The organism is Pseudomonas sp. Pseusp49 (assembly GCF_059491875.1).
The window spans coordinates 5923652-5948934 of the sequence record NZ_CP168514.1 but is presented as its reverse complement, the minus strand read 5'-3'; the positions used below and the strand labels follow the sequence as shown (position 1 = coordinate 5948934).

General features: G+C 58.5%; 22 protein-coding genes. 10 read left to right on the top strand and 12 right to left on the bottom strand.

Features of this window, described 5'->3' with window-relative positions; all coding sequences use genetic code 11:
• Positions 1–156 precede the first annotated feature (156 nt).
• Both ACEN83_RS26510 and ACEN83_RS26505 read left to right on the top strand, forming a co-directional pair.
• Positions 157–603 carry a DUF4879 domain-containing protein gene (locus tag ACEN83_RS26510; RefSeq protein WP_495578828.1) on the top strand — a complete coding sequence of 149 codons (447 nt, stop codon included), beginning with the start codon at positions 157–159 and terminating at the stop codon, positions 601–603.
• 68 nt (positions 604–671) lie between these two features.
• On the top strand, positions 672–1223 hold the full coding sequence (locus ACEN83_RS26505) for a DJ-1 family glyoxalase III (RefSeq protein ID WP_218486038.1): 552 nt from the start codon (positions 672–674) through the stop codon (positions 1221–1223).
• Here ACEN83_RS26505 and ACEN83_RS26500 read toward each other — a convergent pair.
• Complete coding sequence (locus ACEN83_RS26500; protein WP_495578827.1) at positions 1220–2479, bottom strand: MFS transporter; 1260 nt, start codon at positions 2477–2479, stop codon at positions 1220–1222. The genes ACEN83_RS26505 and ACEN83_RS26500 overlap by 4 nt on opposite strands.
• 501 nt (positions 2480–2980) lie before the next feature.
• On the opposite strand from ACEN83_RS26500, the gene ACEN83_RS26495 reads away from it, so the two are divergent.
• The 3 genes from ACEN83_RS26495 to ACEN83_RS26485 all read left to right on the top strand — a co-directional run bounded on the left by ACEN83_RS26495 (position 2981) and on the right by ACEN83_RS26485 (position 5682).
• The gene (locus tag ACEN83_RS26495; RefSeq protein ID WP_495578826.1) at positions 2981–4417 is read left to right on the top strand and encodes a cytochrome ubiquinol oxidase subunit I; all 1437 of its coding nucleotides are present in this window, start codon (positions 2981–2983) and stop codon (positions 4415–4417) included.
• A gap of 3 nt (positions 4418–4420) precedes the next feature.
• The gene (cydB, locus tag ACEN83_RS26490) at positions 4421–5428 is read left to right on the top strand and encodes a cytochrome d ubiquinol oxidase subunit II (protein WP_007990892.1); all 1008 of its coding nucleotides are present in this window, start codon (positions 4421–4423) and stop codon (positions 5426–5428) included.
• 86 nt (positions 5429–5514) lie between these two features.
• A complete protein-coding gene (locus tag ACEN83_RS26485) occupies positions 5515–5682 on the top strand; it encodes a DUF2474 domain-containing protein (RefSeq protein ID WP_495578825.1) in 168 nt (55 codons plus the stop codon).
• A 64-nt stretch (positions 5683–5746) separates the two neighbouring features.
• On the opposite strand, the gene ACEN83_RS26480 is transcribed toward ACEN83_RS26485, so the two are convergent.
• Together ACEN83_RS26480 and ACEN83_RS26475 are read right to left on the bottom strand one after the other, a co-directional pair.
• On the bottom strand, positions 5747–6871 hold the full coding sequence (locus tag ACEN83_RS26480) for a methyltransferase (RefSeq protein ID WP_116581835.1): 1125 nt from the start codon (positions 6869–6871) through the stop codon (positions 5747–5749).
• A gap of 175 nt (positions 6872–7046) precedes the next feature.
• Positions 7047–7760: a helix-turn-helix transcriptional regulator gene (locus ACEN83_RS26475; protein ID WP_495578824.1), complete on the bottom strand. Its 714-nt coding sequence runs from the start codon at positions 7758–7760 to the stop codon at positions 7047–7049.
• A 307-nt stretch (positions 7761–8067) separates the two neighbouring features.
• Here ACEN83_RS26475 and ACEN83_RS26470 point away from each other — a divergent pair, with 307 nt between their 5' ends.
• Complete coding sequence (locus ACEN83_RS26470) at positions 8068–8844, top strand: ferredoxin--NADP reductase (protein WP_495578823.1); 777 nt, start codon at positions 8068–8070, stop codon at positions 8842–8844.
• Between the two features lie 41 nt (positions 8845–8885).
• Here ACEN83_RS26470 and mscL read toward each other — a convergent pair whose 3' ends face one another.
• On the bottom strand, positions 8886–9299 hold the full coding sequence (mscL, locus tag ACEN83_RS26465) for a large-conductance mechanosensitive channel protein MscL (protein ID WP_007981043.1): 414 nt from the start codon (positions 9297–9299) through the stop codon (positions 8886–8888).
• 602 nt (positions 9300–9901) lie between these two features.
• Here mscL and radA point away from each other — a divergent pair.
• Positions 9902–11269: a DNA repair protein RadA gene (radA, locus tag ACEN83_RS26460; RefSeq protein ID WP_007981045.1), complete on the top strand. Its 1368-nt coding sequence runs from the start codon at positions 9902–9904 to the stop codon at positions 11267–11269.
• Positions 11270–11374: 105 nt separating this feature from the next.
• On the opposite strand, the gene ACEN83_RS26455 is transcribed toward radA, so the two are convergent.
• Positions 11375–11743 (bottom strand): PilZ domain-containing protein, encoded by a 369-nt coding sequence (locus ACEN83_RS26455; RefSeq protein WP_495578822.1) that lies wholly within the window; start codon positions 11741–11743, stop codon positions 11375–11377.
• 160 nt (positions 11744–11903) lie between these two features.
• Here ACEN83_RS26455 and ACEN83_RS26450 point away from each other — a divergent pair, with 160 nt between their 5' ends.
• From ACEN83_RS26450 to yjiA, 3 genes are all read left to right on the top strand, one after another.
• On the top strand, positions 11904–13970 hold the full coding sequence (locus tag ACEN83_RS26450; RefSeq protein ID WP_495578821.1) for a carbon starvation CstA family protein: 2067 nt from the start codon (positions 11904–11906) through the stop codon (positions 13968–13970).
• A 15-nt stretch (positions 13971–13985) separates the two neighbouring features.
• Positions 13986–14183, top strand: coding sequence for a YbdD/YjiX family protein (locus tag ACEN83_RS26445; RefSeq protein WP_007895266.1), 198 nt, complete (start codon positions 13986–13988; stop codon positions 14181–14183).
• A 162-nt stretch (positions 14184–14345) separates the two neighbouring features.
• Positions 14346–15317 carry a GTPase gene (gene yjiA / locus ACEN83_RS26440; protein ID WP_007970879.1) on the top strand — a complete coding sequence of 324 codons (972 nt, stop codon included), beginning with the start codon at positions 14346–14348 and terminating at the stop codon, positions 15315–15317.
• A 41-nt stretch (positions 15318–15358) separates the two neighbouring features.
• Here the strand turns inward: yjiA and ACEN83_RS26435 are convergent, their stop codons facing one another.
• The 7 genes from ACEN83_RS26435 to ACEN83_RS26405 all read right to left on the bottom strand — a co-directional run bounded on the left by ACEN83_RS26435 (position 15359) and on the right by ACEN83_RS26405 (position 25229).
• Complete coding sequence (locus ACEN83_RS26435) at positions 15359–16039, bottom strand: GntR family transcriptional regulator (protein WP_495578820.1); 681 nt, start codon at positions 16037–16039, stop codon at positions 15359–15361.
• Positions 16040–16064: 25 nt separating this feature from the next.
• On the bottom strand, positions 16065–16769 hold the full coding sequence (locus ACEN83_RS26430; protein ID WP_495578819.1) for a FadR/GntR family transcriptional regulator: 705 nt from the start codon (positions 16767–16769) through the stop codon (positions 16065–16067).
• A gap of 48 nt (positions 16770–16817) precedes the next feature.
• Positions 16818–18131: a C4-dicarboxylate transporter DctA gene (locus tag ACEN83_RS26425; protein ID WP_102702058.1), complete on the bottom strand. Its 1314-nt coding sequence runs from the start codon at positions 18129–18131 to the stop codon at positions 16818–16820.
• 307 nt (positions 18132–18438) lie between these two features.
• A complete protein-coding gene (locus ACEN83_RS26420) occupies positions 18439–18990 on the bottom strand; it encodes a hypothetical protein (RefSeq protein ID WP_495578818.1) in 552 nt (183 codons plus the stop codon).
• A gap of 62 nt (positions 18991–19052) precedes the next feature.
• Positions 19053–19595, bottom strand: a complete 543-nt coding sequence (locus ACEN83_RS26415) for a hypothetical protein (protein WP_495578817.1) — start codon at positions 19593–19595, stop codon at positions 19053–19055.
• A 319-nt stretch (positions 19596–19914) separates the two neighbouring features.
• Complete coding sequence (gene glyA / locus ACEN83_RS26410; RefSeq protein WP_007970889.1) at positions 19915–21168, bottom strand: serine hydroxymethyltransferase; 1254 nt, start codon at positions 21166–21168, stop codon at positions 19915–19917.
• Positions 21169–21380: 212 nt separating this feature from the next.
• On the bottom strand, positions 21381–25229 hold the full coding sequence (locus ACEN83_RS26405; protein WP_495578816.1) for a bifunctional diguanylate cyclase/phosphodiesterase: 3849 nt from the start codon (positions 25227–25229) through the stop codon (positions 21381–21383).
• Between the last annotated feature and the right edge of the window lie 54 nt (positions 25230–25283).

The window sequence follows — 25283 nt, the reverse complement described above, 5'->3', positions numbered from 1 at the left end:
GAACGCGCCTGAAAATTACTGTGGGCCGGAAAAAGCCGCGCATCATACCAGTAGCTTGGGCATATGGCTGCTTATGGCGGTGATCGTCGTCGATGTTTTGCGACAAAGCCAAGTGCGCCATACTGCGCGCTGGTTTTTCGGGGTGGAAAGTACTGCATGAAAAGGCGTCTGGTTAGCGTGTTCGGCGTATTGATGGCGTTGCTTCTCGGGGCCCAAACGGCCACGGCGGCATCGGCCCCGCCATTGACTCAATTGAAAGTGCTCAAAGTCGCGTCGCCGTCCTGTGGCGTTGAAAATATCGACGAAGGGCAAACCCGGACGCGCTGCGATCACAATGGCCCGAACATCACGGTGTACGTGCTGGAAGTGGGTTATGGACGCGAGGCCCATGTCGCCATCGACGGTTTTGAGGTGAACGGCACGCGTACGCCGGTCTGCGCGTTCAAGAACGGCAACCTGACCAGTTGCACCCCCGGGGAAAAAACCGTCGGCTATTTGTATGCACTCGACCTGGCGGGTAAGCAAGAAGGCACATTGACCTTCAGCAATACCTCCATCAATGCGCCCGGCAATACGATGTCGACGCAGCTTTACATCCAGTAGCCACATGTCTCGAACAAGGCGCGGGAAAGCTGACTACGCTTAAAAGATCATTCCGTGGACAGTACCCGATGACCTTTAGAGCCTTGATTGCCCTCGCCGAGGGTACCGATGACCTGCAAACCGTGACCCTGATCGACGTACTGCGCCGCGCCAAGGTAGAAGTGGTGGTGGCCAGTATCGAAGGGCGGCGCATGCTCACTTGCGCCCGCGGCACTCGGCTGACGTCCGATGCCATGCTGGTGGACTTGCTGGCGCAGCCTTTCGACCTGATTGCCTTGCCGGGTGGCGCGGTGGGGGCGCAGCACTTGGCAGCCCACCAACCCCTGCAACAATTGATCAAGGATCAGGCGGCAGCCGGTCGCCTGTTCGCCGGCATCGCCGAAGCGCCCGCCGTGGCGCTGCAAGCCTTTGGCGTTTTGCGTCAAAGGCGCATGACCTGCCTGCCATCGGCCAGCCATCAACTGTTGGGCTGTAACTTCGTCGATCAACCGGTAGTGGTCGATGGCAACTGCATCACCGCACAGGGCTCGTCTGGCGCATTGGCATTTGCCCTGGCGCTGGTGGAGCAACTCTGCGGTAAAGCCACACGTGCGGCGGTGGCGGGGGAGTTGTTGGTTTAGCCTGCTTGGACTTTTGCCTCTTCCTTCTCTTCATCTTTAGCCACGTGCATGCGATCGCGGCTGGCCAGGGTCGGGAACAGTTTGACCCATACCCCGGTCACCACCAGCGTGCCGATCCCGCCCATGACCACGGCTGGCACGGTGCCGAACCAGTGGGCCGTCAGGCCCGATTCGAATTCGCCCAACTGGTTCGAGGCCCCGATGAACAGACCGTTCACGGCGCTGACCCGGCCGCGCATCTCGTCCGGGGTTTCCAGTTGTACGAACGAGGCGCGGATCACCATGCTGATCATGTCTGCCGCGCCCAGCACCACCAACACTGCCAGGGAAAACCAGAACGAGGTCGACAGGCCGAAGGCGATGGTCGCCACGCCGAAGATGCCCACGGCGGTGAACATCACCCGCCCGACATTGCGCTCCACGGCAAACCGCGCCAGGAACAGCGACATCAGCAGCGCACCCACTGCCGGTGCCGAGCGCAACAGGCCCAGCCCCCACGGGCCGGTCAGCAAAATGTCCTTGGCGAACACCGGCAGAAGTGCCGTCGCTCCACCCAATAGCACCGCGAACAGATCGAGGGAGATCGCCCCGAGAATGTCCGGACGACTACGGATGAAGCGGATGCCCGCGAGCAGTGAATCCAGCGTGGCCTTGCCCTTGTTGAGCGGCGTCTGCCGGGCCGGCAGGTTGAGCATCAGCGAACAGGCGATGACATACAGCAGCACCGTCGGGCCATACACCCAGACGCTGCCGAAGGCGTAGAGCAAACCGCCGAGGGCCGGGGCGACGATGGTGGCTGATTGCTGGGCCGATTGTGCGGCGGCCACCGCCCGGGGAAACAGTGAGCTGGGCACGATGCTTGGCAGCAGGGCCTGGGTGGTCGGCATTTCAAAGGAGCGCGCGGCGCCGAGCAGGAAGGCCAGGATAAAGATCATTTCCCGAGTGACATGGTCGGTTGCGCTGCCGATGGCCAGCGACAGGGCAATCAATGCCTGCAGGGACTGGCAGATCGCCGCGACCTTGCGCCGGTCATAGCGGTCGGCAACGTGCCCTGTATGCAGCATGAACAGCACGCGCGGGGCGAATTCGACCAGGCCGACCAGACCCAGGTCGAGCACGTTGCCGGTCAATTGATACAGGTTCCAGCCGATGGCCACGGTGAGCATCTGGAAGCCGCTGGCGGTAAAAATCCGGGCCAGCCAGAACGCGAGAAAAGGGCGATGGTGACGTAACAGCAAGGGCTCTTGGCTGGGCATCTGCGGGGAAATCTGGGGAGAGGGGAACAGCGAGATTATCACCTACCTGTAACAAGAAGTTGCCATGACAAAAAATTTAGTTAGCCAGACATCGATTTCTGCAGCGCGATAAATCCTGTGGGAGCGGGCTTGCTCGCGAAGAGGGTGGCACATCCGGTATTGACGTCGACTGACACTCCGCCTTCGCGAGCAAGTCGAATCGTCGCACCGCCGCTCCCACAGGAAATGTATTTCAGCTCGTGACCAAGGCCATGAGGCAACTTGTCACGCGGCAATAGACCACGCGGTTCATCCCCGAAATTGGGACTACTCTTTCAACGTTGATTGATCCAGATCAAAACCCGCAAAAGGAATTGATCCGGCCGGCCGCAAGGCCAGACTCCCTGCGTTGTGATGCGTGCAAAAAAAAGAACAAACAGAGATTCGCCACACTCCATATCCGTGGGGGCCGTGGGTGCAGGCTTCCAGCCAGCAGCCGTACTACCTGACAGAGGAAGACTTATGTTCGGTTTAGAGGCACTTGATCTCGCCCGAATCCAGTTCGCGTTCACCATCTCGTTCCACATTCTGTTTCCGGCCATCACCATCGGCCTGGCGAGTTACCTGGCGGTACTCGAAGGCCTGTGGTTGAAAACCCATAACGACACCTACCGTGACCTCTACCATTTCTGGTCGAAGATCTTTGCCGTCAACTTCGGCATGGGCGTGGTTTCCGGCCTGGTCATGGCCTATCAGTTCGGTACCAACTGGAGCCGCTTCTCGGACTTCGCCGGATCGGTTACCGGGCCGTTGCTGACCTATGAAGTACTCACGGCGTTCTTCCTCGAGGCCGGGTTCCTGGGGGTCATGCTGTTTGGCTGGAACAAGGTCGGGCGTGGCCTGCACTTCTTCGCCACCGTGATGGTCGCCATCGGTACGTTGATCTCGACCTTCTGGATTCTCGCCTCCAACAGCTGGATGCAGACTCCGCAGGGCTTCGAGATCGTCAACGGGCAGGTCATCCCCACCGACTGGCTGGCAGTTATCTTCAACCCGTCGTTCCCGTATCGCCTGATGCACATGGCCACGGCGGCGTTCGTAGCCACGGCCTTCTTCGTGGGGGCCTCCGCGGCCTGGCATTTGCTGCGCGGCAAGGACAACCCGGCGATCCGCAAAATGCTCTCGATGGCCATGTGGATGGCGTTGATCGTCGCGCCGATCCAGGCGGTCATCGGCGACTTCCACGGCCTCAATACACTGGAGCATCAGCCAGCGAAAATCGCTGCGATCGAGGGGCACTGGGAAAACAAGGGTAACGAGGCGACTCCGCTGATCCTGTTCGGCTGGCCGGACATGAAAGAGGAGAAAACCAAATTCGCCGTCGAGATTCCGTACTTGGGCAGCCTGATCCTGACCCACTCGCTGGACAAGCAAGTCCCGGCGCTCAAGGAGTTCCCGCCTGAAGACCGGCCAAATTCGACCATTGTGTTCTGGTCGTTCCGGATCATGGTGGGCCTGGGCATGCTGATGATCTTCACCGGGTTGTGGAGCCTGTGGCTGCGCAAGCGCGACACCCTCTACACCTCGCGGCCGTTCCTGTACCTGGCGCTGTGGATGGGGCCGTCCGGCCTGATTGCGATCCTCGCCGGCTGGTTCACCACCGAAATCGGCCGTCAGCCGTGGGTGGTCTACGGCCTGATGCGCACGGCGGATGCGTCGTCCAACCATAGTGTCATGCAGATGAGCATCACCCTGATCCTGTTCGTCGTGGTGTATTTCGCCCTGTTTGGCGCCGGTCTTGGCTACATGATGCGCCTGGTGCGCAAGGGGCCGAAGATCGACGAAGGCAAGGAAACCAACGACGGAGGCCCCGGGCAGAAACGCACACCGGCCCGTCCGCTGTCCGCCGCCGACGACGATCACGCCGATGCCGGCCACGGCCTGACCAAGGAGATTTGAATCATGGGTATTGATCTTCCGCTGATCTGGGCCGTGATCATCATCTTCGGCATCATGATGTACGTGGTCATGGACGGCTTCGACCTGGGCATCGGCATTCTCTTCCCGTTCATTCCGGGCAAGACCGATCGCGATGTGATGATGAACACCGTCGCCCCGGTCTGGGACGGCAACGAGACCTGGCTGGTGTTGGGGGGCGCGGCGTTGTTCGGCGCGTTTCCGCTGGCCTATTCGGTGGTGCTTTCCGCGTTATACCTGCCGCTGATCCTGATGTTGATCGGGCTGATCTTTCGCGGCGTAGCCTTCGAGTTCCGCTTCAAGGCCAGGGATGACAAGCGCCACCTGTGGGACAAGGCGTTCATCGGTGGCTCGCTTACTGCGACCTTCTTCCAGGGCGTTGCGCTCGGTGCGTTCATCGATGGCTTGCCGGTGGTCAACCGGCAATTCGCCGGTGGTTCACTGGACTGGCTGACACCGTTCACGATGTTCTGTGGCGCGGCGCTGGTGGTGGCCTATGCGTTGCTCGGTTGCACCTGGCTGATCATGAAGACCGAAGGCAAGTTGCAGGAGCAGATGCATGACCTGGCACGGCCATTGGCCTTCGTACTGCTGGCGGTGATCGGCATCGTCAGCATCTGGACTCCGTTGGCCCACGCGGAAATTGCCGCACGCTGGTTCACCATGCCGAATCTGTTCTGGTTCATGCCGGTGCCGATTCTGGTGCTGGTGACGATGTACGGATTGATCCGTGCCGTGGCCCGCAATGCGCACTACACGCCGTTCCTGTTGACCCTGGTGCTGATCTTCCTCGGTTACAGCGGCTTGGGCATCAGCCTGTGGCCGAACATCATCCCGCCGTCGATCTCGATCTGGGATGCCGCCGCACCGCCGCAAAGCCAGGGCTTCATGCTGGTGGGCACGCTGTTCATCATCCCGTTCATCCTGGGCTACACCTTCTGGAGCTACTACGTGTTCCGCGGCAAGGTCACCCATGAAGACGGTTACCACTAGCCCTGTGAACCACGAACCTGTGGGAGCGAGCTTGCTCGCGATGGCGTCATGACGGACGCCACCCACCTTCATGGGAGGATTAAGCAATGAGCGGAAAACACACCCTGCACGACATTGAAGAAGCCGAAAAAAAACCGCTGTGGCAGCGGCTAGGCTGGTTGGCCCTGATCTGGGTCGGCAGCGTGGGCGCCTTGTTCTTCGTCGCCAGCCTGATGCGTCTGTTCATGAACGCGGCCGGACTGACGACGCACTGACATCTCCCCCGCAGCCTCAAGGCGCGGATTTACAACCCTCCGACCGGAGGGTTTTTTTTGCCTGTTACTTACGCGCCTTGAGGATCACGAATTTCGGATTGGCTGCCACTTGCTCGACGCCACGGAACAATCGCGCCAGCTTGCTGTGGTAACCCAGGTGACGATTGCCGACGATGTACAGCGCGCCGCCCACAACCAGCGCTTCGCGTGCTTGCTGGAACATCCGCCAGGCCAGGAAGTCGCCCACGACCTGTTGCTGGTGAAATGGCGGATTGCACAGCACCACGTCAAGCGATTGCGGTTCCTGGCCGGCCAGGCCATCGCCGGCACGCACGATCACTTCCCGTTCACCCAACGCTGCGTGCCAGTTTTCGGCGGCCGATTGCACGGCCATGAACGATTCGTCCACCAGCGTGTAGTGGGCCTCGGGGTTTTGCAGGGCGCTGGCGATGGCCAGGACACCGTTGCCGCAACCGAGATCGGCGACCCGCGCCGAGCCAAGGTTTTTCGGCAGGTGTGGCAAAAACGCCCGGGTACCGATGTCCAGGCCTTCGCGGCAAAACACATTGGCGTGGTTGAGCAGTTCGATAGCCGGCTCGTCGAGTCTGTACCGCGTCGGGTAAGGCGACACAATCGGGGTTTTGTCTTCTGCCGTGGCAATCAATAACCGCGCCTTCTTCACCGCCAGCGAGGCTTGTACGGGGCCGATGTAGCGCTCCAGCAAGTCGCCCGCCGCCCGGGGCAGGTGCTTGATCATGGCCGCGGCGATCACTTGGGCGCCAGGTGCCAGTTGCCCTTGCAGACGGATCAGTTGCTCTTCCAGCAATGCCAGGGTTTTCGGTACGCGGATCAGTACGCAGTCGAATGGCCCGACAGGGGCCTCGCTGGCGGGGACGCTCGGTACCGCATCAAACGCCAGGCCGTTGCGCACCAGGTTCTTTTCCAGGCCCTGCAAGGCCAGGAACGAATCACCGCTGCTGACCACCCGCACCTTGCCCGCCAGGCTGGCCGCTAACGCGCCGAAACTGTCGTTGAGCACCAATACCCGCATCTCGGCCGTTGGCTGCTGCTCGGCAAGATAATTGAGCAGGTATTCATCAGCCGCATCGAAAGCTTGCAACGGTTCATTCTGCTGTTCTGGCTGGCGGATCAGGTCGAGGCTGGCGAAGGGTGTTTCGAGCAAAGGCATGGGGCGGGGCTCTGGGTAATCAACGGATGTCCCGCTGCCCTAAGGCGTTGGTGCGGGCGGAGCCGTCCGAGTGTACTGCGTCGTGAAGGTCTACACGCCATCACTCAGGAGGGACCGCAAATGGTACGTTTTTTTTGATCGGATTACCCGCAGGTTTTCCCGCTGTCGGGCGCTTTCAGATGGCTCCGGAGCGGTTCGCGGCCATGACTGCCGCCATCTTGTTGTTGACGCCGAGCTTTTCGATAGCCCTGTGCACATGAAAGTTGATCGTGCGTTCACTCAAGTTGAGGATCCTGGCAATTTCATAAGCCGTCTTGCCATCGGCCGACAGTTTCAATACTTCGATTTCCCGCCGTGACAAGGAGGGGGCGTTAGTATGAACCGGTTTTTTTGGTTGCATCCCGATCGCCAGGGCGTGCAGGTGGCGACTGATGAACACCGAGAATCCAAGATTTTCGTACAGCTCATAGGCTGAAATCGGGCAATGGCTTCGGGCCAGGCTGAGAATGCTGCGCAGGCCGCTTTCTTCATCGTGGATTGCTTGCGACCAGCCATGCGCCAAGCCTTGCTGTTGCAGCAGTTGCCATAACCACGGGGTTGCGCAGAAGAGCTCTTTGCTCCAGAGCACGGGTAGCATGGAGTGATTGCAATAGGCCGCTACGGGGTCAATCTCGCTGGCGTTGCTTTGTTCATACTGTGTATTCCAGTCGCGTGGATAGTTGTTCAGGTTGACGGGGCAGCAATCAGTGCGACTGTTCGCTGAAATGGTTGAAAAGGCACAAAATTTATATCCAAGGTTCCTGACAAAATTCAGTGATATTCGATAGGCCGTATTAATGTCCTGTGTTTGAGAAAGCAGTTGAAGCTGTGACTCCTTCCAGATTTCCATATACGGGGTCTCCAACAGTATGTTTCCGGAGGGTGCTTGTTTTGGATCCGAGATCCGGCACGTGACGGAGTGTAGGACATATCCGACAATTGTAGTTCGACGATTTTGCTCTTTTAACGGCTGAAAAAGTGTGTGCCAGGTTCTTAAGCCGTGTGTTAAATATTAAATGCCATTTGTCATTTTATATTGTCTGGTGTTTCTCGCATCGAATAATCAATAAGTTGCACACTCAATAACACTACAAAATGTCTGTGTTTATGCTGCCGTCTTTGCGGGACACTGAGGTATCTATTGATTGGAGCCTTCCATGTCCGTCAGCGAAGAAAAATTTACCCGTCAGACCTTGCTCGAGGTTCATCCGTTGACCCCGAACCTGTTTACCCTGCGTGCCACGCGGGATGCGGGGTTTCGTTTTCGGGCGGGGCAGTTTGCCCGGTTGGGCGTCACCAGGGCTGATGGCAGCACGGTATGGCGCGCCTACTCGATGGTGTCCTCACCCTTTGACGAGTTCCTCGAGTTCTTTTCCATTGTCGTGCCGGGTGGTGAGTTCACCAGCGAGCTCAGCCGGCTGGTCGTTGGCGACAAATTGCTGGTCGACCGCCAGGCCTTTGGTTACCTGACGCTGGACCGTTTTGTCGATGGGCGCGATCTCTGGCTGTTATCCACCGGAACCGGCGTGGCGCCGTTCCTGTCGATACTGCAGGACTTTGAAGTCTGGGAGCGATTCGAGCGGATCATCCTGGTGTATAGCGTTCGTGAAGCCCGGGAACTGGCTTATCAGGAACTGATCGCGAGGCTGACGCAACGTGACTATCTGGCCGAGTACGCACACAAACTGCAATTCATCACCACGGTCACTCGTGAACAGCATCCGGGCTCATTGAACGGGCGGATCACCACATTGATTGAAAGCGGCGAACTGGAGCGCGCCGCAGGTGTTGCGCTGACGCCTGAACACTCACGGGTCATGCTGTGCGGCAATCCGCAGATGATCGATGACACGCGCAAGCTGCTTAAACAGCGGGACATGCACTTGAGCCTCAGCCGGCGACCCGGTCAGGTGGCGGTGGAAAACTTCTGGTAAAAAAAACGGCGCCTCGAAGGCGCCGTTTGATGCGGGGGCGGTCAAGGCCGGTTGTTCTGGGCCTTGAGCAAGTCGCGGATCTCTCCCAGCAACTCTTCTTCCTTGGTTGGAACCGGCGGCAGGCTCGGAGCCACGGCCTCTTCGCGCTTCAGGCGGTTGATGGCCTTGACGCCGACGAAGATCGCGAGGGCGACGATGATGAAGTCGATGATGGTCTGGATGAATTTGCCATAAGCCAGCACCACCGCCGGAGTCGCACCCTCTGCTGCCTTGAGCGTTATGGCCAGGTCACTGAAGTCCACACCACCGATCAGCATCCCGATTGGCGGCATGACCAGGTCACCGACAAACGATGTGACGATCTTGCCGAAGGCTGCGCCGATGATGATGCCGACGGCCATGTCGACCACGTTGCCTTTGACCGCGAAGGCCTTGAACTCGTTTAGCACGCCCATAGGTTATTTCCTTGTTACAGATGAGGTTGATGAACGCAGTGTAAATCAGCCAATCGCATTCTGCTCGAATCAACGGTCTGCCGAGCTTGCCAGCAATCGATCCGGGTGGTCATGGAGAACTCGTCGATTGATCTCATTTGTGGGCCGGCCAGCCCTTCTGCGGCGGTTCGCTTACGGCTTTTTTCAGCGATATGACTTCGCTGTGTGAGCGAACCAGGTTGAAGTACCCTCCTTGAGTTGGGATGTTGAAATTGTTCGGGTAATTGTTAAACAAAAAAGTCGGTGTTGAAAATTAATTGCAGTTGCAATGCTGTTAACTGTTTCGTTAGTTTGGGGTTCTCTTTATGTGAGCGTTTTTGAAGTTGTGCATCAGGTGTATAAATGAATAAAGCTTGTATAGGTTTTTAAAGGGGTAGTAAGGCATGTCTCAAGTGTTTGTTGAGTATGTTGGGTAAAAACTTATACAAGGATTTATCGCGGTCTTATTTCAAAAAAGTACGAATAGATTATGGCTATTTGAAATCATCCAGAAGATTGCAAATATCTGGCCGCACTCGCGTGCCTCAGCTGAGCTATCATCGCGTTTTTTTCCGGGAGTTCCGATGGCCAAGGCCAAGCGCATGTACGGCTGCACCGAGTGCGGCTCAACCTTCCCCAAATGGGCCGGGCAGTGCGGTGAATGCGGGGCCTGGAACACGCTCACCGAAACCATGGTGGAAAGCGGCGGGGCAGCCGCCCCCAGCGGTCGTACCGGCTGGGCCGGCCAGCAGGCGCAGATCAAGACGCTGGCTGAAGTCAGTGTCGAAGAAGTTCCGCGCTTCTCCACTGCTTCCAGCGAGCTCGACAGGGTTCTGGGTGGTGGTCTGGTGGATGGCTCGGTGGTGCTGATCGGTGGCGATCCGGGCATCGGCAAGTCGACCATTCTGCTGCAAACGTTGTGCAACCTCGCCAAGAGCATGCCGGCTTTGTACGTCACCGGTGAAGAGTCCCAGCAGCAAGTGGCCATGCGTGCGCGACGCCTGGGGTTGCCTCAGGATCAACTGCGGGTCATGACCGAAACCTGCATCGAAGCCATCATTGCCACGGCCCGCCAGGAAAAGCCCAGGGTGATGGTGATCGACTCGATCCAGACTATCTTTACCGAGCAACTGCAATCGGCACCGGGTGGTGTATCCCAGGTGCGTGAAAGCGCGGCGTTGCTGGTGCGTTATGCCAAGCAGAGCGGTACGGCGATTTTCCTGGTGGGCCACGTCACCAAGGAAGGCGCGCTGGCGGGGCCTCGGGTTCTGGAGCACATGGTCGACACTGTGCTGTATTTCGAAGGTGAGTCCGACGGGCGCCTGCGTTTGCTGCGGGCGGTGAAGAACCGTTTCGGTGCCGTCAATGAACTGGGCGTGTTCGGCATGACCGACAAGGGCCTGAAAGAAGTCTCCAACCCTTCGGCGATTTTTCTGACCCGTGCCCAGGAGGAAGTCCCGGGCAGTGTGGTCATGGCGACGTGGGAAGGCACGCGGCCGATGTTGGTGGAGGTACAGGCGCTGGTGGACGATAGCCATTTGGCCAACCCGCGGCGGGTCACGCTGGGGCTGGATCAAAACCGGCTGGCGATGTTGCTGGCGGTGCTGCACCGTCATGGTGGCATTCCGACCCACGATCAGGACGTGTTTCTCAACGTGGTCGGCGGGGTCAAGGTGCTCGAAACGGCGTCCGACCTGGCATTGATGGCAGCGGTGATGTCCAGTTTACGCAACCGGCCGCTGCCTCACGATCTGCTGGTGTTCGGCGAAGTGGGGCTTTCCGGTGAGGTGCGACCTGTGCCGAGCGGTCAGGAGCGTTTGAAAGAGGCTGCCAAGCACGGCTTCAAGCGGGCCATCGTGCCCAAGGGCAATGCGCCGAAGGAGGCGCCACCGGGGTTGCAGATTATTGCCGTAACCCGTCTGGAACAGGCCCTCGACGCACTCTTCGAATAACGCCTGTCTCCCTGTGTAGGAGCTGCCGAAGGCTGCGATCTTTTGATCTTGCATTTTCAAGATCAAAAGATCGCAGCCTTCGGCAGCTCCTACAGGGGGGTAGGTTCAGATTTCGATCAGTGCACCCAACTCTCGCTCGAGTTCGACCTCGTCGGCCAGGTTGAGCTCGATCAGTCGGCGCAGCCGTTCTATGGATTCCAGGCCGATGTGCAGGCAGACAAAGCCGAGTTGGCCATGGTCATCGTGGGCCAGTTGCGCATCCATGATGATGTCGACGTCTTCGCTCAGATGAATGTCGACCAGAAAATCCTGCTCCGGATTGCCCAACCACGGATCGGGTCGCTCGATCAGCACCCCCTTTAGCGATAGATCAATCAACTTCACCGGCCAGGTGAACTCACCCTGACTCAAGTCAGTTCGGGCATCGAACGCAATACGTTTGAAGCGGCGACGGTCGGCAGGGTGCTCGCTCATGGCACGATCCTCGTAGATGTACGCTGACTATAGACCGGCATTCTTCAAGGCTGCCAGCGCTGGCCGGTGTCCAGACCTATGTCGGGGTATGGTCTTTGCCGTCAGGAGCGCTAAACTCGGGGTGGCTGTCTTTCTTGTCCACTCTGGCTGGAATAATAAAATGAAAAATAATAATAGCCCGCTACGCCATCTGCCCTGGCTGGTGCTGGCAATCGTAGGTGCGTGCGCCCTGGGTGTCGTGGCATTGCGCCGAGGCGAGGCAATCAATGCCTTGTGGATCGTGGTCGCTGCCGTCGCCATCTATCTGGTCGCCTACCGCTACTACAGTCTGTTCATCGCCAACAGCGTCATGCAACTCGATGCGCGACGGGCCACTCCCGCCGTGATCAACAATGACGGTCTGGATTACGTTCCGACCAATAAACACATTCTCTTCGGTCACCACTTCGCCGCCATTGCCGGTGCGGGGCCGTTGGTCGGCCCGGTGCTGGCCGCGCAGATGGGCTACCTGCCCGGCACGCTGTGGCTGATCGCCGGCGTGGTGCTGGCCGGTTCGGTGCAGGACTTCATGGTCCTGTTCATGTCCACCCGCCGCAACGGCCGCTCCCTGGGCGACATGGTCCGTGAAGAAATGGGCCGCATCCCCGGCACCATCGCGCTGTTCGGTTGCTTCCTGATCATGATCATCATCCTCGCGGTGCTGGCGCTGATCGTGGTGAAAGCCTTGGCCGAGAGCCCTTGGGGTATTTTCACGGTGATGGCGACCATCCCGATCGCGATGTTCATGGGCATCTACATGCGCTACATCCGCCCGGGCCGCATCGGCGAGATCTCGGTGATCGGCGTGCTGTTGCTGCTCGGCTCGATCTGGCTCGGTGGGCAGATTGCCGCGGATCCGGTGTGGGCCAAGGCCTTTACCTTTACCGGTATCCAGATCACCTGGATGCTGATCGGCTACGGTTTTGTCGCGGCGGTGTTGCCGGTGTGGCTGATCCTGGCACCCCGTGACTACCTGTCGACCTTCCTGAAAATCGGCACCATCGTCGCCCTGGCCATCGGCATCCTGGTGACCATGCCCGAGCTGAAAATGCCGGCCCTGACCCAGTTCATCGACGGCACCGGCCCGGTCTGGAAGGGCGGTCTGTTCCCGTTCCTGTTCATTACCATCGCCTGTGGCGCGGTCTCGGGTTTCCATGCGCTGATTTCTTCCGGGACCACACCGAAACTGCTGGATAACGAAACCAATGCCCGCTACATCGGTTACGGCGGCATGCTGATGGAATCGTTCGTGGCCATCATGGCAATAGTCGCCGCGTCGGTGATCGAGCCGGGTGTGTACTTCGCCATGAACAGCCCGGCGGCCATGGTCGGCGGTGATGTGGTGGCCGTTGCGACTGCCGTCAGTAACTGGGGCTTCGCCATTACCCCGGAAGCCCTGCAGGCGGTGGCCCATGACATTGGTGAAACCACCATCCTGGCCCGTGCCGGTGGTGCGCCGACCCTGGCGGTGGGGATCGCACAGATCCTGCACAGTGTTCTGCCGGGCGAGAACACCATGGCGTTCTGGTACCACTTCGCGATCCTGTTCGAAGCGCTGTTCATCCTGACCGCAGTCGACGCCGGTACCCGTGCCGGGCGCTTCATGCTTCAGGATTTGCTCGGTTCGTTCGTGCCGGCCCTGCGCCGCACCGAGTCCTGGACCGCCAACCTGATCGCCACTGCCGGTTGCGTGGCCATGTGGGGTTATCTGCTGTACCAGGGCGTGATCGATCCGCTGGGCGGCATCAACACCTTGTGGCCTCTGTTCGGTATCTCCAACCAGATGCTGGCCGGTATTGCGCTGATGCTCGGCACCGTGGTGCTGATCAAGATGAAGCGCCAGCGCTACATTTGGGTGACCCTGGTGCCAGCCATGTGGTTGCTGATTTGCACCACCACCGCCGGCTTCATCAAGCTGTTCGACGCCAATCCGGCGATCGGCTTCCTGTCCCTGGCAAAAAAATACAGCGACGCATTGGCGAGCGGCCAGATCCTCGCCCCGGCCAAGGACATTACGCAGATGCAGCACGTAATCTTCAATGCCTACACCAACGCCACGCTGACCGCGCTGTTCCTGTGCGTGGTGTTCAGCATCCTGTTCTTCGCGCTCAAGGTCGGTATTTCCGCCTGGGGCAGCAAAGAGCGTACGGATAAAGAAGCGCCATTCCAGGCGCTGCCGGAAGCGTGATCGAGGATTTGCATCATGTTCAATGACCTGAGTCGCCTGGGCAAATACCTCGGTCAGGCCGCGCGACTGATGGTCGGCATGCCCGACTACGACAACTATGTCGAGCACATGCAGACCAAGCACCCGGACAAACCGGTAATGAGCTACGAGATGTTCTTTCGCGAGCGTCAGGAAGCCCGTTACGGTGGCAAGGGTGGGCCGAAGTGCTGTTGATCCGGCTTTCGGATTAACGGCAATCCCTGTGGGAGCGGGCTTGCTCGCGAAAGCGGTGTGTCATTCAACATTCATGTCGACTGACACGACCCCTTCGCGAGCAAGCCCGCTCCCACATTTGTTCTGTGTTGTGTTTTCATCTTGTGAAAAAGGAGATCCAGTTTGTCCTCCCCCATCCCGGTCACGATCCTCAGCGGCTTCCTCGGCGCCGGCAAGACCACCCTGTTGCGTCACCTGCTCAAGGCCGAGCACGGCCTGAAAATCGCCGTGATCGAGAATGAATTCAGCGACGCCGGAATCGATACCCAGTTGTTGGGCGATGAGCCGGTACAAGTAATGACGCTCTCCAACGGCTGCGTCTGCTGCACCATCCATACCGACCTGACCAAAGCGCTTTATCTGTTGCTCGAACGTCTGGATCAGGGCGACATTGCCTTCGACCGCCTGGTGATCGAATGCACCGGCCTGGCCGACCCGGCACCCGTGGCGCAAACCTTCTTCATCGATGAAGAACTGCGCGAACGCTACATCCTCGACGGCATCATCACGCTGGTCGACGCGGCACATGCCGACTCGCACCTGACCCAGACCATCGCCCAGGCACAGATCGGTTTCGCCGACCGCTTGCTGGTGAGCAAGCGCGATCTGGTAGACGAGCCGACCTTCAGCGCGTTGAGCGAGCGCCTGACCCGCATCAACCGTCGCGCCCCGATCCGCGTGGTCGACCACGGCAAGATCGACCTGGCTGAATTGCTGGATGTGCGCGGTTTCAATCTCAATGCCGACCTCGGTGGCGGTGTGAGTTTGCGACCGGTCAGCCAGGCACCGTCCATCGATCGTATTTCCAGTCTGGTCCTGCGCACTGAAAAGCCGCTGGATATCGACAAGCTCAGCGAGTTCATGAACGAACTCCTGGAAGAGCATGGCAAGCAGTTGCTGCGCTACAAAGGCGTATTGAACATCCTTGGCGAACCACGGCGCATGGTGTTTCAGGGGGTACTGAAGCTTTATGGGTTCGACTGGGATACCGAGTGGGCTGAAGACGAAGTGCGCGAGAGCGTGATCGTGTTCATTGCTGACGATTTGCCGGAAGAGAAAATTCGTGAGGGGTTTGCACGGGTGGCGGCGGACTGAGGTTTTTGAGGACGCCATCGCGGGCTTGCCCGCGATGCAATCTAGCCGGCAACACAATGTTCACGGGTTGTATTGAGCAGTGTCTGTTCCAGATGATCCAGATGCCGGTTAATCAGCATGGTCGCTGCCGCAGTATTTCCACATTCAACAGCATCAACAATCGCCAAATGATCCTGCCAGGCACAACAACTGTGCATCTGCTCCTCACACTGCGCAATCGCCAACGAAGTCAGTGGGACAAGGCTCTCAAGAAAATGCGCTAGCGGTGCATTTCCCGCCATTTGTGCCAACTGCAAATGAAACTCTCCCGACAAACGAATCGCCCGGCCACGCTCGGCGCATTGACGCTCGTTTTCCACCAGTGTCCGCAGGCGCTTCAAGTCTTGCGCGCACGCTCGCTGAGCGGCCAGCCGCAACAGCATGATCTCGGCCAGTCGACGGGCATGCAGTGTCTGCCGGGTCTGCTCGACATCAGGCTCGGTGACGCGGGGGCGATGGTTGGCGCGAAGGAGGATGATGTGCTGATGGGACAGTCGCGTCAGCACCTCACGCATGTCGCTGCGCCTTGCACCGAACATCTGCGCAAGGCTTTCTTCCGTAAAGCGACTGGCCGAATGGATGCGCTGTTCGAAAATGGCTTCGAGGACCCGGGAATACAGATCATCCACTGAAGGGCGGACGGGCAGGGTGGCGAGTGTTTGTGGCGAGGCAAAGCTGTTCATGGCCGATCTCCAGTTCGAAGAGGTTTCAACTGCCGAGGTTGTCTTCCGGGATGTTCAGTTCGATACCCATGCGTTGGCCTTCGCGCAGAATGTGCCGGCGCATCTCGGCGCTGGCCTGGGCGCTGTTCTTGCTGCGGATGGCCCGCACCACGGCTTCGTTTTCTTCAAGTCGCTCGGCCAGATGCTCCGGGGAGTTGCGCAGCACTTCGGCGCTTTGCTTGAGGGCATTGCTGGTTTGCTGCACCACACTCTGGAAGATCGGGTTCGATGTCAGCGTGAACAATTCTTCGTGGAACGCGATGTAGGCGTTTACGCCGGCTTCACTGTCATGGGCCTCCAGGGCTTCGCGCATGTCCATCAGGGTCAGGCGCAGTTGCCCGACTTCCTTGCTGCTGATGGATTGCGCGACGAGGCCGACGATGAATGGCTCAAGGGTGTAGCGCAGTTGCAGCACGTCTTCCAGGCTCGCTGCGACCACCGCGTTGTCATGGGCCTGGCTGTCGGCGAGATTGGCTTCGAGCACCACCACGCCTTTGCCCGGCATCGAGCGCACCAGCCCGAGGGTTTCCAGAACGATGACGGCTTCACGCAGGCTCGGACGGCTGATACCCAGTTGTTCGGCCAGTTCACGTTGCCCCGGCAGCATTTCGCCGGAGCGCCACTGACCTCGGGCCAAAGCGGCCCGAAGTTTTTCTACCACTGAGTTGACGACGGTTGATGAGGTAATCACGTGTTCGCTCCATGAGCCGTGCCTGCAGTCGGCAGGCACGGCGATCATTCAGAATTCTTTGGCTGCCGCTTGAGCAACCGGTTTTCTCGGCTGAAAGGTGTAACCGGCCTGGCCCGAAAGTACCTTGTTCGCCCGCTGCACATCGATGTCCTTTTCCCAGCGCGCGATGGCCACGGTCGCCACACAGTTACCAATCAGGTTGGTCAGCGCCCGGCCGATGCCCATGAACCAGTCCACGGCCAGCACCAATACCAGACCCACCACCGGAATTGCCGGAATGGCTGTCAGGGTGGCCGCCAGAATCACCAGCGCCGAGCCGGGAATACCGTGGGCGCCTTTGGACGTGATCAGTGATACCAGCAGTATGGTCAGCAGGTCAGTCATGGCCAGCGGCGTGCCGGTGGCGTTGGCGATGAACACGATGGCCAGGGTCAGGTAGATCGAGAAACCGTCGAGGTTGAACGAGTAACCCGTTGGAATCACCAACCCGACCGTCGAACTGCCGATGCCCAGGTGCTCAAGCTTGCGCATGATTTGTGGCAGCACCGCGTCGGACGAAGCGGTGCCCATGACGATCAGCAGTTCTTCACGCAGGTACTTGAGCAACGGCCACATCTTCAAGCCGGAAAGTCGCATCACCAGGCCGAGAATCAGGGCCACGAAGGCAACACAGGTCAGGTAGAAGAGACCGACCAGGCTGCCCAGGTGCTGCAGCGAATCCAGGCCATATTTGCTGGTGGTGAAGGCGATCGCACCGAATACACCGATCGGTGCCAGTCGCACGATCATGCCCATGATGCGGAAGATTACGTGGCTGAGTTCATTGATCAGCCGCGAAATCCCCGATGCCGCCTCGCCCACCAGGTTCAGGGCACTGCCGAACAACACTGAAAAAAGCAGGACCTGCAGGATGTTGTTATCGGCAAAGGCACCGATCACCGACGTCGGAATCAGGTCCATCAAGAACTGCGTAGTGGTGTGCATGTGCTGACTGCGCTGGGCAATATCGCCCATGTCGGCTGCAGAAAGCTGCTCCAGGTGAATGTTCGCGCCGCTGCCGATACCAGTGCTGAAGGCGAACACCAGGCCAATCACCAGGGCGATGGTGGTCAGCACTTCGAAGTAGATCACCGATTTCAGACCGATGCGCCCGACCTTTTTCAGGTCGCCGGCACCGCTGATGCCGCTGACCACCACGCAGAACACGATCAAGCCGATGAGCATCTTGATCAGCTTGATGAAGCCGTCGCCGAGGGGTTTGAGTTGGGCGGAGTATTCGGGAAGGGTCAGCCCGCAGACGATGCCGAGCACCAGTCCGAGAACCACTTGGAGGAAGATTGAACGCGAGCACCATCTGAGCATGGGAGGAATCCTGGTCGGTGTCCTGGCTGCCGACGCTGTAGCGCATCAGATTCAGGACTTAATTATTGTGGTCTTACCGGTATGTCCAGTGCAGGCGCAGTCTAGGCGCTGTTTTGTGGGATTCGCAAGGGGAAATTGCACAATTGGCATGACCGGTCTTACCAGTTGTGTGGAAAGCCCCGACCTTGAGCCTTTTCATATGAAAAAATGCCAGTCGGCTGGGCTGACTGGCATCGGGTGTCACTGCTGGACCCTTGAGCGATGGTTCACAGCGGGAGGTTTATTGCCCTGATTTATTGCCGTTTGCTCAACCTACACCGGGGACGTTGCGCTCAATAATCTGCAGTCTGAAAGCTACAAGACTGCCGCCGCGGTTTTGGTCATCAGTGAAAACTGGAAAGGTGGGTGGTCCGCCATAGGTGTGAACCATTCGGCGTTGCGGCCCGGTTGCAAGATAGATGTCACTGACGTCGTTTGGTATTTCATCCAGTTTCACAACAACGCTGTCACTGTTAAGGATGCGGAAGTAAGTTGGGTCATCTCCAGTGAACATGCTCAAGTTGCGAGGCGATCCTTCCATGCTGGCAGTTTTAGTGAACTGTCCGACTCCGTCTCTCTCTTTAATCCTGATGGTGTACACGTCGTCGTGATAGGTGAACAAGAAGATTTCGGGGGTGACACCTTCCCCGTAGCTCAATTCTTGGGGGTTGTCGTTAAGTATGAGTTGATGAAATTCGCGCCATTCATTTGCAAGTTCGGGATCTTCGAGCAGCTTGGATATGACCTTGCGGGCTTCTGCCACTGGTTTGTCACCGACAAAAAGTTTGGCAGTGAATGATTGACTGTCTGTATTTTGCATGATGTATACCTCTTCCGTGAGATCGGGTGTTTGTTTTTTGGTTGTTTTAAATTGCTGTGTGTTCAGCGTGTTGATGAAACATGGCGTTGGAGGATTTTCAGTTCAAGGAACAAAGTTCGACCGCGATTCTTCAGGTCGGTTAGCACCGGGAAACTAGGTTGATCGCCATAGGTTAGAACCTCCCTGTGTTGCGGTCCGGATCGTAAACGAATTCTATTGAGTTCGTTTGGCATATCATCCAGCTTCGCATATTCGCCCTGATGAATGATCCGAAAATAAGTAGGATCATCGCCATCGAAGACGGTTAAGTTACGGAGTTCGCCCTCCATGCTGGCAGTATTTATGAACTGACCGTTTTCGTCTGCAATCTTGATGGTATAGACATCGTCGTGATAAGCGAAAAGGAAGGTTTCGGGGACTACTTCTTCGCCGTAACTCAGGAGGTTGCTGGAATAGATGAGTTGTTTTCGGAAGACTCCAGCCCAATACTCTGAGACTTCAGGGGCTGCGAGCTTCTTTTCAAGTATCTTGCGGGATATGGCTAAGGGTGTGTTATTGACAAAAAGTTGCGCGGTGAACGATTGATTTACATCCATGTCTTGCATGATATATTTCTCTTTCGTGACGTGTGAATAACACTCGTTGTCGTGTTGTAAGTAACTCGGATTGTGCGTTGTTTGTAGTGACTTTGATGGAGGTTATCATGGGGTTTTAAAGTTGGGATCCTGGTTGTGTTTCAAGATGATAGATGTTGGTCGGTAATGTTAAGGGCTGCTGTTTAGAGTAAGTGTGTAATTGGTGGTGCAGTTTTTTTGAAGCTATCAGTATCGATTCGCAAGGGGATTGATATAGGTAGTTAGAAATCCCAGGCGTAAAAAAACCGGCACAAGTGCCGGTTTTTTAACTGCGATTGAACGGGGCTGATTAAGCGCCGTACACCGGCAGCTTCTTGCAGATGGCCTTGACCTTCTCACGAACGGCGTCGATCACCGCTTCGTTGTTCAGGTCAGCCAGGATGTCGCAGATCCAGCCAGCCAGTTCCTTGCACTCTGCTTCCTTGAAGCCACGAGTGGTCACAGCCGGAGTGCCGAAGCGCAGGCCGGAGGTCACGAACGGGGAGCGTGGATCGTTTGGCACGGAGTTCTTGTTCACGGTGATGAACGCTTTGCCCAGAGCGGCGTCGGCGTCTTTACCGGAGATTTCCTGCTTGATCAGCGACAGCAGGAAAAGGTGGTTCTGAGTACCGCCGGAAACCACGTCGAAACCGCGCTCGATGAATACGCTGGCCATGGCCTGGGCGTTTTTCACCACTTGTTGCTGGTAAGCCTTGAACTCAGGCTGCAGCGCTTCCTTGAAGCAGATCGCCTTGGCTGCGATCACGTGCTCCAGTGGGCCGCCCTGGGCGCCCGGGAATACTGCGGAGTTCAGCTTCTTCTCGATGTCGGCGTTGGCGCGAGCCAGGATCAGGCCACCACGTGGACCGCGCAGGGTCTTGTGGGTGGTGGTGGTCACGACGTCAGCGAATGGAACCGGGTTCGGGTAGACGCCAGCGGCGACCAGACCGGCCACGTGGGCCATGTCGACGAACAGGTACGCGCCAACCTTGTCGGCGATTGCACGGAAACGCGGGAAGTCGAGGATCTGCGAGTAGGCAGAGAAACCGGCCACGATCATTTTCGGCTTGTGCTCAACGGCCAGGCGCTCGACTTCGTCGTAGTCGATCAGGCCATTGGCGTCGATGCCGTACTGGATGGCGTTGTACAGCTTGCCCGAGGACGAAACGCTGGCACCGTGGGTCAGGTGACCGCCGTGGGCCAGGCTCATGCCCAGGATGGTGTCGCCAGCCGACAGCAGGGCCAGGTAAACGGCGCTGTTGGCTTGCGAGCCGGCGTGCGGCTGAACGTTGGCGTAGTCGGCACCGAACAGCTCTTTGGCTCGATCAATAGCAAGCTGCTCGACGATGTCGACGTACTCGCAACCACCGTAGTAGCGCTTGCCCGGGTAGCCTTCGGCATACTTGTTGGTCAGTACCGAGCCTTGAGCTTCCATCACCGCAGGGCTGGTGTAGTTTTCCGAAGCGATCAGCTCAATGTGCTCTTCCTGGCGCTGAGCTTCTTGCTCCATGGCGGCAAAGAGATCGGCGTCGTACTTGGCAATAGTCAAATCACGGCTGAACATGGCGGTCCTCAGGGATCGGGGGCGGAAAAGGGGGGCATTCTAACCCAATGGGTTTTAGATGGCATATGAAACGGCATCATGTCGCAGACGAATGGGATTCAGCTTCAAGCTGCAAGCCACAAGCTGCAAGTCAAAAGCGGAGTGGCCTTCGCTTGTAGCTTGCCGCTTGAAGCTGCTCTTTATGTTCGATTGATTGGAACTGTCAGCTCCAATCAATCGAACATGAAGAGGGCATCATTGCTGAACTGCCCTTCGAACCGCCCCGCCGGCATCGGCCGCCCGAACAGATAACCCTGCACCTCGTCGCAACCGTGTTCCCTCAGAAAATCAAGCTGCTCGTGGGTCTCGACACCCTCGGCGATCACCGCCAGGTTAAGGCTGTGAGCCATGGCGATGATCGCCCGGGCGATCTGCGCATCCTGTTCGCCCGACGGCAATCCGTCGACGAAGGTGCGGTCGATTTTCAGCACGTCGATCGGGAACTGCTTGAGGTAGTTGAGCGATGAGTAACCGGTACCGAAATCGTCGACTGCGATGCTCAGGCCGAGGTTCTTCAGGCCGTCGAGGATCTGCATCGCCTCGCTGACTTCGCGCATCAGGATACTTTCGGTGAGTTCCAGTTCCAGGCACGCCGGCGGCAGGCCTGTTTCCTTGAGGATGGTGGCGATTCGCGTACCGAGCTGGCCGTCGGAGAACTGCCGCGCCGAGATGTTCACCGACACCTTCGGCACCCGTACCCTGGCCTGATGCCAGGCCTTGAGTTGACGGCAGGCTTTGCTGATCACCCAGTCGCCGACATCCACCACCAGCCCGAGCTCTTCGAGCACCGGAATGAAATCCCCCGGCGGCACCAGCCCGCGGCGGGGATGGCGCCAGCGCAGCAGCGCCTCGGCACCTGTCAGGCGCTTGCCGTCGCCGCTGAACTGCGGCTGGTAATACAGCACGAATTCGTTCTGTTCCAGGGCATGGCGCAAATCGCTTTCCAGTTCCAGTCGCTCCAGGGCGCTGGCGTTCATGTCCGCCTGATAGAACTGGAAGTTGTTCTTGCCGCGCTCCTTGGCGTGGTACATCGCCGTGTCGGCGTTCTTCATCAACTGGCTGAGTTCGTTGCCGTCCTGCGGACTCAAGGCGATGCCGATACTGGCCGTGACGAAAAACTCGCGGCCCTCGAGCACGAAGGGTTTCACCAGGCTGGCGAGAATCTGTTCGGCCACGTGGATGGCCCGGTTCAGGGCGATCTCCCGGTTGGCTCGCGGTTGCAGGAGCAAGGTGAACTCGTCACCGCCCATGCGCGCCACCGTGTCGTCATCGTCTACGCAACCGAGCAGGCGCGTGGCCATCTCCTTGAGCATGCGGTCGCCGGCGGCGTGGCCCAGGGAATCGTTGATCGGCTTGAAGCGATCGAGATCGAGGAACATCAGCACCACCCACGACTTCTGCCGTTCGGCCGATTGCAGTGCCGTGTGCAGGCGATCCTGGAACAGCGTGCGGTTGGGCAAGTGGGTCAGGGCGTCGTAGTAGGCGAGGCGATGAATCCGCTGCTCGCTGGCCTTGCGCTCGCTGATGTCACTGAAGAAACAGACATAACTGGCCAGGTCGCCTTCGTCGTCGAGTACGGCGGTAATCCCGACCCAGGCCGGGTAATGCTCGCCGTTGCGGCGCTTGAGCCAGACTTCGCCTTCCCAGGTACTGTGCTGGCCCAATTGCTTGAGCACATAACGCAGGTGGGCTTCCTGCTGATCGTCGACGGTCAGCATGTTCGGCAACTGATCGAGCACCTGCTCCACGGCATAGCCGCTGACACGGCTGAAAGCTTCGTTGGCCTGGACGATGTAGCCGGCCGGGTCGGTGATCAGGATCGCCGAGGTCGAGTGCTCGAATACCGTGGCGGCCATGCGCAAATCTTTTTCGGCCCGGCGTTGCTGGCTGATGTCGCGGCCGACGCCTAGTACGCCTTCGAACGTCCCGTGTTCGTCCCAGACCAGCACCAGGCGCAGTTCGATGGGGATCTTGCGCCCGTCGGCCCGCAGGCAATCGAACAGGAACAGTTGGGTTTGTACCTGGCTGCGTAACACCGCCAGTTGGTCCGGCTGGTCCAGCGCCTTGCTGACCCGGTCCATCAGGTGGTAGATGCCGGTCAGTTGTTGCGGGTTGGCGATGGTCGACTGCCAGCCGTTCTGGAAAATCCACTCGGCGTCATAGCCCAGCACGGCTTGCACCGAAGGGCTGACGTAATTGAGGTTAAGGCGGCTGTCAGTGGAGAAAATCACGTCGCTGATGCTTTCGGCGAGCATGCGATAGCGCTGCTCGCTGTCGCGCAGGGATTCGCTGGCTTCGATCTGGTCGGTGATGTCCTTGGCCACGCCGATGATCCGTGTGACCTGATCCTCGTTGTCCCGCGCCAGTGCCTGCTCGCGAATCTCGAAGCGTCGCCACAGGCCGTCCCGATGGCGGAAACGCAACTGACACTGCATCAACTGGCGATAACCGGCCTGGCGCTGGACCTGGCGGGAGCGGTGGTAATAGTCGGCGTCTTCGGGGTGCAGGAGGATTTCCCAGAAGTATTCGCCCATCTGGTGCAGTTCGGTGCGGTTGTAACCCAGCGTCTGGCCCAGATGGTGGTTGCTGTAGATCATGCGCTGGCTGATCACATCCTGCACATAAAGATGATCCGGTACGGTGCGCACCACGTCCGACCAAAACCCTTCGCGCTCTTGCAACGACAACTCGATGAGCTTGCGGCTGGTGATGTCGGTGATGCTCAAAATCACCGATTTATAATCGTCCTGGGTTTGCGGCAGGCGCAGTACCAGCCACAGGTGTTGGTCGCGACCGCCGGCATCCTGCAATTTGATTTCCAGCTCAAGCTGTTGCTGCTGATTGAGCACTGCATCGAGCACCTGGTTGCCGATGGCGGTGCCGTCCAGCGGATGGCCGTCGATTAGCAGCTTCCAGGCTTTATTGGCGTTATCGACATTGAGCAACTGCAGTGCGACCTGGTTGACCTCGGTGATCCGCAGTTCCTGCACCAGTTGTCGGCGTTTTTCCGGGATCGCCAGCCACGCTTGCAGTTGTTCGCTGTCCTGCAGGTGTGCCTTGTCGAAAAAGCTCTTCAGCCCGGACATGTCGAGGACACACAAGGCCACACCGGTGCCTTCGAAAATGTCCTGATAACGCCGGCGGCCTTCATTCAATTGGCGTTGACGCCGGCGCATGTTCAGCAAAGCGATGAACGGCAGCATGGAAAACGCCAGGCCCAGCAGGCATTTGCCGATGAACGCCGGCAGCAGTTCTTCCAGTACGCGCTGACGGTCAAACAAGCCGCGCAATTGCCAATCGCTGCTGCTCAGCGGAACCGTCAGCACACTGTTGGCGACATCGTCCTCGGTCAGCGTGCCCGGATTGACCGAGGGCAGCCCTTCGTCACGGCTGATGATCTGATGATTGATGCGGTTTTCCACCAGCCACAACGGACGGCTGCCGGTCTCGCTTTGCTTGGTCAAGGACGCAAAGAAGGTTGGTGTCAGGCGCAAGGCCCAGTAGCCCCGGGAACTGCCGCTGGCCTGATGCAGCAATAAATGCACCACAGAACCATCGGTGGCGTTGCTGAAGTAGTGCGCCTGGGCGTGGCTGCGGCGTACCAGTTCACCCAGGTAGTCGCTGTCTTCGCTGTCGGGAGCGCTGTCACTGATGACTTTCCCCGAGGGGCTGAGCAGGGCCAGGCTGCGCAGTTCCGGCAGCGACTGTTGCAGCTTGCGCAGCAGGGCCTGCAGTTCATCGGCATCCTGCGGTTGCTCGACGATGGGCAACAGGTTGAGGGCGATCTGCGCGTTGAGTGCCATGTTCAGGCTGACCTGAGCGGCCAGATCGGCGGTGTAGTCGATGGTGTATTGACGCTGGTTTTTCTGGGTTTCGCGCAACTGATCGAACAACTGCCAGAACAGCAATGCCAGCAACAACAACGCAAGTGTCGCCAAGGTGCCCTTCAAGGTCCCGCGCAGGGGGGAGCCGGGCGCTGTGGTCGGCGCACTGGAAGTCAGGGGCGGAGGGACATTGGACAAGCTGTAATCCTGCGGTTTGGCTGGACTGGCGCGACGTGCACTATAAGCCGGACG

Excerpts from the sequence above, each read along its gene's own strand:
- ACEN83_RS26510 (WP_495578828.1), top strand. The coding sequence starts at position 157 with ATGAAAAGGCGTCTGGTTAGCGTGTTCGGCGTATTGATGGCGTTGCTT.
- ACEN83_RS26505 (WP_218486038.1), top strand. The coding sequence starts at position 672 with ATGACCTTTAGAGCCTTGATTGCCCTCGCCGAGGGTACCGATGACCTG.
- ACEN83_RS26500 (WP_495578827.1), bottom strand. The coding sequence starts at position 2,479 with ATGCCCAGCCAAGAGCCCTTGCTGTTACGTCACCATCGCCCTTTTCTC.
- ACEN83_RS26495 (WP_495578826.1), top strand. The coding sequence starts at position 2,981 with ATGTTCGGTTTAGAGGCACTTGATCTCGCCCGAATCCAGTTCGCGTTC.
- cydB (WP_007990892.1), top strand. The coding sequence starts at position 4,421 with ATGGGTATTGATCTTCCGCTGATCTGGGCCGTGATCATCATCTTCGGC.
- ACEN83_RS26485 (WP_495578825.1), top strand. The coding sequence starts at position 5,515 with ATGAGCGGAAAACACACCCTGCACGACATTGAAGAAGCCGAAAAAAAA.
- ACEN83_RS26480 (WP_116581835.1), bottom strand. The coding sequence starts at position 6,871 with ATGCCTTTGCTCGAAACACCCTTCGCCAGCCTCGACCTGATCCGCCAG.
- ACEN83_RS26475 (WP_495578824.1), bottom strand. The coding sequence starts at position 7,760 with ATGGAAATCTGGAAGGAGTCACAGCTTCAACTGCTTTCTCAAACACAG.
- ACEN83_RS26470 (WP_495578823.1), top strand. The coding sequence starts at position 8,068 with ATGTCCGTCAGCGAAGAAAAATTTACCCGTCAGACCTTGCTCGAGGTT.
- mscL (WP_007981043.1), bottom strand. The coding sequence starts at position 9,299 with ATGGGCGTGCTAAACGAGTTCAAGGCCTTCGCGGTCAAAGGCAACGTG.
- radA (WP_007981045.1), top strand. The coding sequence starts at position 9,902 with ATGGCCAAGGCCAAGCGCATGTACGGCTGCACCGAGTGCGGCTCAACC.
- ACEN83_RS26455 (WP_495578822.1), bottom strand. The coding sequence starts at position 11,743 with ATGAGCGAGCACCCTGCCGACCGTCGCCGCTTCAAACGTATTGCGTTC.
- ACEN83_RS26450 (WP_495578821.1), top strand. The coding sequence starts at position 11,904 with ATGAAAAATAATAATAGCCCGCTACGCCATCTGCCCTGGCTGGTGCTG.
- ACEN83_RS26445 (WP_007895266.1), top strand. The coding sequence starts at position 13,986 with ATGTTCAATGACCTGAGTCGCCTGGGCAAATACCTCGGTCAGGCCGCG.
- ACEN83_RS26435 (WP_495578820.1), bottom strand. The coding sequence starts at position 16,039 with ATGAACAGCTTTGCCTCGCCACAAACACTCGCCACCCTGCCCGTCCGC.
- ACEN83_RS26425 (WP_102702058.1), bottom strand. The coding sequence starts at position 18,131 with ATGCTCAGATGGTGCTCGCGTTCAATCTTCCTCCAAGTGGTTCTCGGA.
- ACEN83_RS26420 (WP_495578818.1), bottom strand. The coding sequence starts at position 18,990 with ATGCAAAATACAGACAGTCAATCATTCACTGCCAAACTTTTTGTCGGT.
- ACEN83_RS26415 (WP_495578817.1), bottom strand. The coding sequence starts at position 19,595 with ATGCAAGACATGGATGTAAATCAATCGTTCACCGCGCAACTTTTTGTC.
- glyA (WP_007970889.1), bottom strand. The coding sequence starts at position 21,168 with ATGTTCAGCCGTGATTTGACTATTGCCAAGTACGACGCCGATCTCTTT.